9 protein-coding genes are annotated in these 9,651 nt (G+C 69.3%); all 9 read left to right on the top strand.

The features are described 5' to 3' along the window. The first annotated feature begins 77 nt into the window (after nucleotides 1-77). A complete protein-coding gene (locus tag ACTWJ5_RS27905) occupies nucleotides 78-2,735 on the top strand; it encodes a bifunctional diguanylate cyclase/phosphodiesterase (protein ID WP_444436965.1) in 2,658 nt (885 codons plus the stop codon). Between the two features lie 276 nt (nucleotides 2,736-3,011). Next, on the top strand, nucleotides 3,012-4,343 hold the full coding sequence (locus tag ACTWJ5_RS27900) for an OprD family porin (RefSeq protein WP_116425900.1): 1,332 nt from the start codon (nucleotides 3,012-3,014) through the stop codon (nucleotides 4,341-4,343). An 896-nt stretch (nucleotides 4,344-5,239) separates the two neighbouring features. Beyond that, nucleotides 5,240-5,587: a hypothetical protein gene (locus ACTWJ5_RS27895; RefSeq protein WP_249918719.1), complete on the top strand. Its 348-nt coding sequence runs from the start codon at nucleotides 5,240-5,242 to the stop codon at nucleotides 5,585-5,587. Then, nucleotides 5,574-6,296, top strand: coding sequence for a ferritin-like domain-containing protein (locus ACTWJ5_RS27890; protein WP_253411286.1), 723 nt, complete (start codon nucleotides 5,574-5,576; stop codon nucleotides 6,294-6,296). Before ACTWJ5_RS27895 ends, ACTWJ5_RS27890 begins: the two co-directional genes overlap by 14 nt. A 2-nt stretch (nucleotides 6,297-6,298) precedes the next feature. Continuing rightward, nucleotides 6,299-6,544, top strand: a complete 246-nt coding sequence (locus tag ACTWJ5_RS27885) for a hypothetical protein (protein WP_253411284.1) — start codon at nucleotides 6,299-6,301, stop codon at nucleotides 6,542-6,544. Continuing rightward, nucleotides 6,541-6,840 (top strand): hypothetical protein, encoded by a 300-nt coding sequence (locus tag ACTWJ5_RS27880; RefSeq protein WP_249918721.1) that lies wholly within the window; start codon nucleotides 6,541-6,543, stop codon nucleotides 6,838-6,840. Before ACTWJ5_RS27885 ends, ACTWJ5_RS27880 begins: the two co-directional genes overlap by 4 nt. A 2-nt stretch (nucleotides 6,841-6,842) precedes the next feature. Then, a complete protein-coding gene (locus tag ACTWJ5_RS27875; protein ID WP_074981244.1) occupies nucleotides 6,843-7,283 on the top strand; it encodes a YtxH domain-containing protein in 441 nt (146 codons plus the stop codon). Beyond that, complete coding sequence (locus ACTWJ5_RS27870; protein WP_444436964.1) at nucleotides 7,283-9,403, top strand: heavy metal translocating P-type ATPase; 2,121 nt, start codon at nucleotides 7,283-7,285, stop codon at nucleotides 9,401-9,403. The genes ACTWJ5_RS27875 and ACTWJ5_RS27870 overlap by 1 nt, the downstream gene beginning before the upstream one ends. Beyond that, nucleotides 9,400-9,633, top strand: coding sequence for a FeoA family protein (locus ACTWJ5_RS27865; protein ID WP_074981249.1), 234 nt, complete (start codon nucleotides 9,400-9,402; stop codon nucleotides 9,631-9,633). The genes ACTWJ5_RS27870 and ACTWJ5_RS27865 overlap by 4 nt, the downstream gene beginning before the upstream one ends. Nucleotides 9,634-9,651 lie beyond the last annotated feature (18 nt).

Below are 9,651 nucleotides of genomic sequence, written 5' to 3'. Positions count from 1 at the left end.
GCCCGGTGGTTGATCGGATGATGGCTAAGTGACATAACCGGGTTCGACACTCTCGCTGCAGTCACAGACGGATCTACATGACCAGCAATTTCGATGTCTTCACCCACGCCCGGGGAGGTTCGCGCCGGCAGCGCATCGGCGTGCTCTTCTATGCCGGCGTGCTGCTGGTCCTCACGTTGCTGGTCGGGCTGAGCGGCTGGAGCGTGTACCGCGACTACCGCAGCAGCACCGACCAGGTGCGGCAGAACCTCTCGGCGCTGGCCCGCTCGCTGGAGGGCTACATCAGCGCTCTGCTGCTGCAGAGCTACGGCAGCATCTACGCGGTGTCGGAAGACCTGCAGGGCCTGGCCGAGGTCGCCGACGCCGGCCAGGTGCGCGGGAAGTTGGCGCAGGCGATGCGCTACGACCCGGTGTCGACCTACCTGTTCGTGCTCCGCGACGGCCATCTCTACGCCGTGGACGGCCACGGCCAGCCGGCCGAGGAGCACCTGCGCCCGCTGCTCGCCCTGGGCGACCTGCCGGCCAGCGAGCGCCCGGCCTTCGGCCACACGCTGCGCGGCCCCAACGGCGCCTTCCTGCTGCCGATGTACGTCGGCCAGCGCGGCGCCGACGGCCGCACCCAGCGCGTCGGCGCGCTGATCGACACCGACCGCGTCGGCGACCTGCTGCGCCGCCTGGGCCTGGCCGAGCACATGAACGCTGGCATGTTCGACAACTTCGGCACCGTGCTCTACCGCACCCCCGACACCCTGAACTCCGTCGGCCGCCGCCTGCCGGAGTGGTCGCCGCTGTTCCCGCGCCTGGGCCGCTCGGACTTCGCCCTGGTCGAGGGCCGCAGCATCAGCGGCGAGCCGTCGCTGTTCGCCGACGCGCCCTCGGCGAGCTTCCCGATCCACGCGGTGGTCGGCCAGGCCTCGGCCAGCTACCTGCTGCCCTGGCTCAAGCGCGCCGGCTTCAGCGCGGTGCTGCTGGCCATCTGCGCCCTGGCCCTGGGCCTTTCCGCCTGGCAGCTGCGCCGGCTGATCGGCGAGATCAGCCAGAACGGCCGTTTCTACCGCCAACTGTTCACCAACATCAACGACGGCGTGCTGCTGATCGGCGTGGACGGCCGGGTGCGCGCCACCAACGAACGCGCCGCGAGCATGTTCGGCGTCGACTCGCCGGAGCGCCTGATCGGCCTGCTGCCCTCGGAGCTGTCGCCGGAGTGCCAGCCTGACGGGCGCCTGTCGCTGGTGGCCAGCCGCGCCAACCTGGAAGGGCTGCTCAGCGGCGAGCTGCGCGAGGTGGACAGCGAGTGGCAGTTCCTGCGCCGCGACACCCGCCTGCCGTTCGACTGCGAGGCCCACGTCACGCGCTTCAGCTGGCAGCAGAACGCGCTGTTGCTGGTGGTGCTGCACGACATCACCGAACGCAAGCGCTACCTCGCCGAGCAGGAATACCTGGCCAACCACGATTCGCTCACCGGCCTGCCCAACCGCTACTGGCTGGGCCGCCACATCGAGCAGCGCATCGCCCGCGGCGGCGAGCGCTTCGCCGTCCTGCTGCTGGACATGAACCGCTTCAAGGAAGTCAACGACACCCTCGGCCACCAGCACGGCGACAGCGTGCTGCAGCAGGTGGGCGCGCGCCTGGGCGCCTGGCTGCGCACCCAGGAGGCCGGCATCGCCCGCCTGGGCGGCGACGAGATGGCGGTGATCACCCGCGAGCTGGACGACGAGCGCGGCGTGCCCGGGCTGTGCCAGGGCATCGCCCGGGTGCTGCGCCAGCCGCTGTCCGCCGGCGGCATCCAGCTGGAGTTGTCGGCCAGCATCGGCGTGGCTCTCTACCCGGACCACGGCGACACCCCCGGCGACCTGCTGCGCTGCGCCGACATCGCCATGTACCAGGCCAAGCACGGGCGCCGCGACTTCCTCCTCTACCAGCGCTGCGACGACACCTACACCCCCGAGCGCCTGGCCTTGCACACCTGGCTGGGGCGGGCCATCCGCGAGGGCGGGCTGCAGTTGCACTACCAGCCCAAGGTGAGCCTGGCCGACGGCCAGGTGATCGGCTTCGAGGCCCTGCTGCGCTGGGAGCACCCCGAGCGCGGCATGATCCCGCCCGGCGAATTCATCCCCATGGCCGAGTCCACCGAGCTGATCCACCCGCTCACCCGCTGGGTGCTGGACGAGGCCCTGCGCCAGCTGCGCGCCTGGAGCGAGCACGGCCTGGAAACCTGCATGGCGGTGAACATCAGCGCCAACAACCTGCGCAACCCGCACTTCGTCAGCGAACTGCAGGGCCTGCTGGCCCGCCACGGCATCGCCGGCGCCCTGGTCGAGCTGGAAGTCACCGAAGGCACCCTGCTGGAAGACCCGGAGATGGCCCTGCGCAGCCTGCAGGCGATCCGCGACCTGGGGGTGACGCTGTCGATCGACGACTTCGGCACCGGCTACTCCTCCCTGGCCTACCTCAAGCGCCTGCCGGTGCAGGTGCTGAAGATCGATCGCACCTTCGTCTCCGGCATGGCCGACAACTTCTCCGACGCCATGATCGTGCAGTCGACCATCGCCCTCGGGCACAACTTCGGCATGCAGGTGGTGGCCGAAGGCGTGGAGGACGCGGCCACGGCCACCGCCCTGGCGCGGCTGGGCTGCGACATCGCCCAGGGCTACCACTTCGGCCGCCCGATGGGCGCCGCCCAGGTGATGGACTGGCGCCTGCAGCGCCAGCTGGAAGCCCTCGGCCTGAGCTGAGGCGCGCCGCGTGGCGCGCGGACAAGGTCTGACAATTGTTACGTATTTGTTAAAAGACCTTTGTCCATATCCGGATTCAAATAGCGCTTCGATCCGGCATCATGTCCCCACTCCGCCAGGGGAATAGAGCGGGGCGCGGAAGTACTTCCACTACAGAAACTTACGTTCGCTCGACCATGACTGTTACGCATGGCCGAACATTTGTGCCTGCCTACAAGAAAAGTCGGCCATCACGCTAACCACTGGCCGGCACTCCAAGACTCAAGGGGCAACTCCATGAAGCACCTCAAACGCAGCATGCTCGTGCTCGCCGTTTCCACCGCCGCCATGCAACTGGCCCAGGCCGAACCCTTCGTCAGCGACCAGGCCGACGCCAAGGGCTTCCTCGAGGACAGCCACCTCGACCTGCTGCTGCGCAACTTCTACTACAACCACGACGGCAAGAACGGCGCCGGCGACCAGCGCGACTGGACCCAGGGCATCTTCGCCACCTACAGCTCCGGCTACACCCAGGGCACCGTCGGCTTCGGCGTCGACGCCTTCGGCTACCTGGGCATCAAGCTCGACGGCGGCTCCGGCACCGCCGGCACCGGCAACCTCCCGGTGGACCGCCACGGCAACCCCGAGGACGACTACGGCAAGGCCGGCGGCGCGCTGAAGGTGCGCATCTCCAAGACCGAGTTGAAGTTCGGCGACATGCAGCCCACCGCCCCGGTCTTCGCCGCCGGCGGCACCCGCCTGATGCCGCAGACCGCCAAGGGCTTCGCGCTGATGAGCAGCGAGCTGCAGGGCCTGGACCTGGAAGCCGGCCACTACACCGCCGCCACCAGCCCGGTGACCACCAGCCACACCGGCGGCATCTGGGCCACCTACGCCAACGTCGAGGCCGACAGCGCCGACTTCGTCGGCGGCCGCTACGCCATCACCCCGGACCTGAGCGTGTCGCTCTACGCCGCCGAGCTGGAAGACATCTGGCGCCAGTACTACGGCAACGCCAACTACACTCTGGCGCTGGGCGGCGACCAGTCGCTGGGCTTCGACTTCAACATCTACCGCACCAACGACTACGGCCAGGCCAAGGCCGGGCGCATCGACAACACCGCCTGGTCGTTCGCCACCGCCTACTCCTTCCTGCAGGCGCACACCCTGACCCTGGCCTTCCAGAAGGTGCAGGGCGACACCCCGTTCGACTACGTGGGCTTCGGCGACAACGGCGCGGGCGCCGCCGGCGACTCGATCTTCCTGGCCAACTCGGTGCAGTACTCCGACTTCAACGGCCCGGGCGAGCGCAGCTGGCAGGCCCGCTACGACCTGGCGATGGACACCTACGGCGTGCCCGGCCTGAGCTTCATGGCCCGCTACATCAACGGCACCAACATCAACGGCGAGCACATGGCCGCCGACAGCCCGTACCGCGGCTACGGCTATGGCAGCGACGGCAGCCACCACGAAACCGACGTGGAAGCCAAGTACGTGGTCCAGTCCGGCCCGGCCAAGGACCTGTCCTTCCGTGTGCGCCAGGCCTTCCACCGCGGCAACGCCGACCAGGCCGAGGCCGACAACAACGAACTGCGGCTGATCGTCGACTATCCGCTGTCGATCCTCTGATGCGCCGCTCTCTTGGGGAAGTTGCCGCGCGATGATCGCAGCTTCCCCAAGAGTTCCCCGCAGATTGTTACGTTTTCGCTGAAGGTGTTTCCCAGGACAGGGAATTTATCTGAGGCCGGCTGGTCGTTAACGTATTACCCATCCGATTCGGCCCGCTGCGTAGCGGTTATTCCCGAATCCCTGCTCCTGACGTTGATTAAATCGTGATTGCTCAATTCAACGTCCTTCCAGCCGCTCCGCCAGGGGCGGCTTTTTTTTGCTGGTGGGTTTGTGTGGGGATGGGGAGGGGGCTGTTTTCTGGGCTCTCGCGTTTGCGGGAGTGACGGGATGGAAGGATGGTGCCCGACTTCAACGCCACTCAGGACAGCCCCCTCTCCCGCTTGCGGGAGAGGGTTGGGGAGAGGGCGCTCTCAAACCCAGTACCTAAGCCCCCGGGAAACCCCGTTCGCGAGCAAGCTCGCTCCTACGAAGAGCGCCTCGGCGCGGCCTGCAAGACAGACCACCCACGTCATTCCCATTGTAGGAGCGGGCCCTGCCCGCGAATCGCGCGCGGGGCGCGCTCCTACAGGTAGGCATCGAGACCCCTGGGACGCACGGATGTAGGAGCGGACTCCGTCCGCGATTGGATTCCCCGACCACGCCGGCCGCCCCGGTGGCACGGATAGTCCCCGCCCGGCTTTCGCTCCCACCCCGCCTTACATCCGAAATCCCCGCCACCCAACGTGCTTATTTGATCGCCGTCAATTGCGAATCATTTGCGTAGAACTAGCGTGAGCCACGAGGGCCGGCGAATTCGAAGAATCATCGAATTGTCGATCAGCCCCTTCCGAATCGTTTGAGAGTGATCTCCGACTGTCTTCGGGAATTTTCGAGCCGCCTTTGAGGGAGGTATCGGGATGGTCGGATTCGAAACGCTCCTCGCGCTCTTGCCGAAGGTTCGCGTGGTTCATCACATTCCCGGGCGCATCCGCCTGAAGCTGGTGGACCTGGAGTTGCCTTCCGCCGCCCGCCTGCCGGAGCGTGGCGCCTTGCGCAAGGTCGATGACATTGCCGCGCGCATTCCCGGCGTGCGTTCGCTGCGGCTCAACCCGCTGGCGCGTTCCTGTGCCGTGGAGTACGACCCGCGGATCATTCCCGAGCAGGCCTGGGGCGATCTTCTTGCCGGCACCCGCTCGCCGGCGGCCCGCATCCTGGAAGAGATCCTGCTCGACAGCTACCGGGAGATCGTCGATGCGCAACTATGACGAGCCGATCCTGCGCGGGCGCCAGCTGCAACCCGCCGCGCCCTTCCCGATCCTGCACCAGGCGGTGCGCATCGCCCTGTACGACGAATACGCCGCGCGCAGTTTCTACGCCCGGGTGGTGGAGGCGTTCGGCGAGCGGCCGCCTTTCCCCGCCGTGCTGCGCGACCAGGAACGGCACATCCAGACGCTGTCGGCGCTGGCCGCGCGGTTCGGCATTCCCCGGCCGCTGGACCCCTTCCCGGCGGAGACCGCCATCGAGCCGACCTGGCTGGCCAACTGCATGCGCGCGGTGGTGGGCGAGAGCGCCAACGTCCGCCTCTACGACTACCTGCTGGCCCACGTGCGCCAGCCCGAGGTGCGCCGGGTGTTCCTCGACCTGCAGGCCGCCGCTTCCGCCAACCACCTGGCGGCGTTCCGCGAGGCGGCCATCGACGCCTTCGACCAGGAGCGCTACCACGCCGGCAAGGGCGTTCCGCCGCAGGAGGCCTACGCCAGCCATGGCCCGATTTCCGATTTCACCGAATACCTGATCGCCCACCTCAGCGGCCAGGGCGGCCTGCTGGGCCTGGCTGGGCCGTTGCTGCAGCGCGTCAACCCGGTGCTGCTGGCCGGCGTGGCCGTCGGTGGCGGCGGTGTCTACCTGTGGAAACACCAGCGCGCAAATCCTGCACACCCTGCACACCCTGCACACCCTGAAGAGGAGAACTGACCATGCAGCCACTGATTTCCTTCGCCGCCGGGGTGGTGGCCGGGGCCGTCGCCCTGCGCCTGATCCGCCGCGGCAAGGCGGCGAGAACCGCCGAAGAACCGCCAGCGGCCGAGCCGGCGCCGGTGCCCGTCGTGGCGCCCAAGGCCGCGCGCCGGCCCGCCGCGAACAAGGCCGCGGCGGCGAAGAAACCCGCCGCCCGCCCACGCAAGGCCACCCGGCCTGCGCCCGCCACGGAGCCGGGGGCATGAAAGCCTATCCGGTGGTGCGCGGGGCGGGGTGGGATGACGCCAACTTCGCCAAGGGCTTCGTCGCCAGCGCCTGCCTGTCCGCCTTCCAGGATGCGAGCGGGCAGCCCGACCTGCGGCGGGTGGCGCGCCATGCCCTGCAGGGCGGCACCGCGCTGTGCGCCGGCACCCTCGCTGCGCGGGCGCTGCAGCGGCAGGAATACGCACGGGCGCTGTTCGCCGGCATGGCCGGGGCAGTGGGCGTGATGCTTGTGGAACGTTGGCTACGCGACGGGGCACGGCCCTGTCAGGAGAACTGAGCATGGCTAAGAAGGGCAAGCGGCGGCACCACGCCGCCGGATATGGCTACGGGGAAGAGGCTTACGCCGGCAACGCTTACGGCGGCTACGGCTATGCGCCGCAGAACCCGCCCGGCTGGCAGATGCCGCCGCCGCAGATGATGGGCGGCGCGCCGGGCATGCAGGAGGCGGCCGGGCTGTTCGGCCTGGCCGGCGGGATGGACGCCGGCATCCTCCAGGGGCTGCCGACCTTCCTGCGTTCGCGGCACACCGAGCAGTTCCTCCTCGGCTTGCTGGTCGGCGGCGCGGCGGCCTGGGTGATGAGCGACGAGGAACTGCGCGGCAAGCTGATGAAGTCCGTGGTGAAGCTCTACGCCAACCTGGCCGGCGGCCTGGAGGAATTCAAGGAGCAGATGGCCGACCTCAAGGCCGAGATGGGCGCGCAGCAAAGCGGTGACAAGTAATGCCGGGGCCCTGGTTCGCCAGCCTCGACCTGGTGCACGGCAGCGCCGGGCGGGCGCGTTATCGCTACCGCTGCCAGGCGGGCAGGCGCGGCGAACTGCATCGCATCGAGTGGGCCGTCGAGTCCCTGCGCGGGGTGCGCAAGGTGCGCGTCAACCCGGCGATCCAGGCCCTGGTCGTCGAGTACGAGCGCGCGCTGACCGATGCCGAGCGCCTGCGCCAGGACATCCTCGCCCTGGAGTACCCGGACCTGCCGCTGGCCGCGGGGCGGGCCGGCGGCCATGGCGACGAATCGCCGGCCGGGGTGCTGACCACCGGCGCGGCGCTGCTGGCCGACCGCCGCCTGCAACCGGAACTGCAGGGCCCGCTGTCCATGGCGGTGTCGCTGCCGCTGTTCGGCAAGGCCCTGGCGGAACTGGTGCAGCGGGGCATCACCTCCCACGTGCTGGAGGCGCTGGCGGTGGCCATCTCCATCGGCCGCCAGGACTTCCTCACCGCCAACATCACCACCTTCCTGCTGGCGCTGGGCGACTACCTGGAGCGCTCCATCGAGCGCCATTCGGACAACCTGCTCAAGAGCCTGCTGCGCCCGGCCAGCAACGAAGTCTGGGTGGAGCGTGACGGCGTCGAGCAACTGATCGATGCCCGCGAAGTGGCCTTCGGCGACACGGTGATCGCCGCCACCGGCACGGTGATCCCGGTCGACGGCACGGTGCTGGGCGGCGAGGCGCTGGTCAACCAGGCGACCATGACCGGCGAGAGCGTGCCGGTGGTGCGTCACCGCGGCGACATCGTGCTCTCCGGCACGCTGGTGGAGGAGGGGCGCCTGCGCATCTACGCGGAAAAGGTCGGCCGCCACGCCGCCGCGGCGCGCATCGCCAGCTTCGTCGAGCAATCCCTGGCGGTGAAGAGCGCCACCCAGCTGGAAGCCTCGCGCCTGGCCGACCGTCTGGTGCCCATGGTGCTCGGCCTGGCCGGCGGCACCTGGCTGCTGTCGGGCAGCCTGCAGCGCGCCTCGGCGGTGCTCCAGGCCGACTATTCCTGCGCCCTCAAGCTGGCCACGCCGGTGGCGTTCAAGGCCTCGATGTACCAGGCCGGCCGTCACGGCGTGCTGGTCAAGGGCGCCAACGCCCTGGAGCGCCTGGCCGAGGCGGACACCTTCGTCTTCGACAAGACCGGCACCCTGACCACCGGCGCCCTGCGCGTCACCGATTCGCTGGTGTGCAGCGCCGGCTACAGCGCCGAGGACGTGATCAACATCGCCGCCTCGGTGGAAGAACACTACTACCACCCCATGGCCATGGCGGTGGTCGAGGCGGCCAGCCACCTGCCGCACCGGCAGCACTTCAACCACGGCGAGGTGGAGTTCATCGTCGCCCACGGCGTGGCCAGCGTCATCGACGGCAAGCGCATCGTGGTCGGCTCGCGGCACTTCGTCGAGGAGGACGAGGGCATTTCCACCGCCGCCTACGCGCAGGACATCGAGCGCCTGCGCCGGGCAGGCAAGACGCTGCTGTACATCGGCTACGGCGGCGAGCTGCTCGGCATGCTGGGCATGCTCGACAGCGTGCACCCGGACAGCGCCGCCACCATCGCCCGCCTGCGCGAACTGGGCGCCCGGCGCATCGTCATGCTCACCGGCGACCACCCCGAGCGCGCCCAGGCGCTGGCCGAGGAACTGGGCCTGGACGGCTTCCGCGCCGGGCTGCTGCCGGACGAGAAGGCCGAGGCGATCAAGGCCCTGGCCGAGGAGGGCGCACGCATCGCCTTCGTCGGCGACGGCATCAACGACGCGCCGGCGCTCAGCGGCGCCCACGTCGGCATCTCCATGCGCCAGGGCTCGGACATCGCCCGCCTGGCCTCGGACATCGCCCTGCTGGAAGACGGCATCGCCGGGGTGGCCGACGTGCGGGCCATCGCCATGGCCGCGCGCGACCTGATCAACAGCAACTTCAAGCTCATCGCCGGCCTCAACAGCAGCATCCTCGGCGCCGCCGCGCTGGGCCTGCTGAGCCCGGTCTCGGCCTCGATGCTGCACAACGGCTGCACCATCGGCATTCTCCTGCGCGCCCTGGCCGGCGCCGGGCTGCCGGGCCAGCCGCGCCCGCAGGAGGCCCCATGAGCAGCGATGCACTGCCGCTGAGCATGGCCGGGGAGAACGTCAAGGTGCGCATCGTCGCGCTGCTCGGCGGGCCGGGCCTGGCCAGGCGGCTGACCGAGATGGGGCTGAACGTCGGCAGCGAGATCACCGTGCGGCAAAGCCAGGGCGGCGGTCTGGTGGTATCCAGGGGCGAGACGCGTTTCGCCCTGGGTGCCGGAGTGGCTCACAGAATCATGGTGTGCCCCGTCTGACGGCGCACCGGGAGGCAG

Origin of the sequence: Pseudomonas sp. A6, assembly GCF_052367875.1 — a bacterium.
Lineage (GTDB): Bacteria > Pseudomonadota > Gammaproteobacteria > Pseudomonadales > Pseudomonadaceae > Pseudomonas > Pseudomonas citronellolis.
Note: the sequence above shows the minus strand (reverse complement) of the source record. Positions and strands in the feature narration are given on the sequence as shown.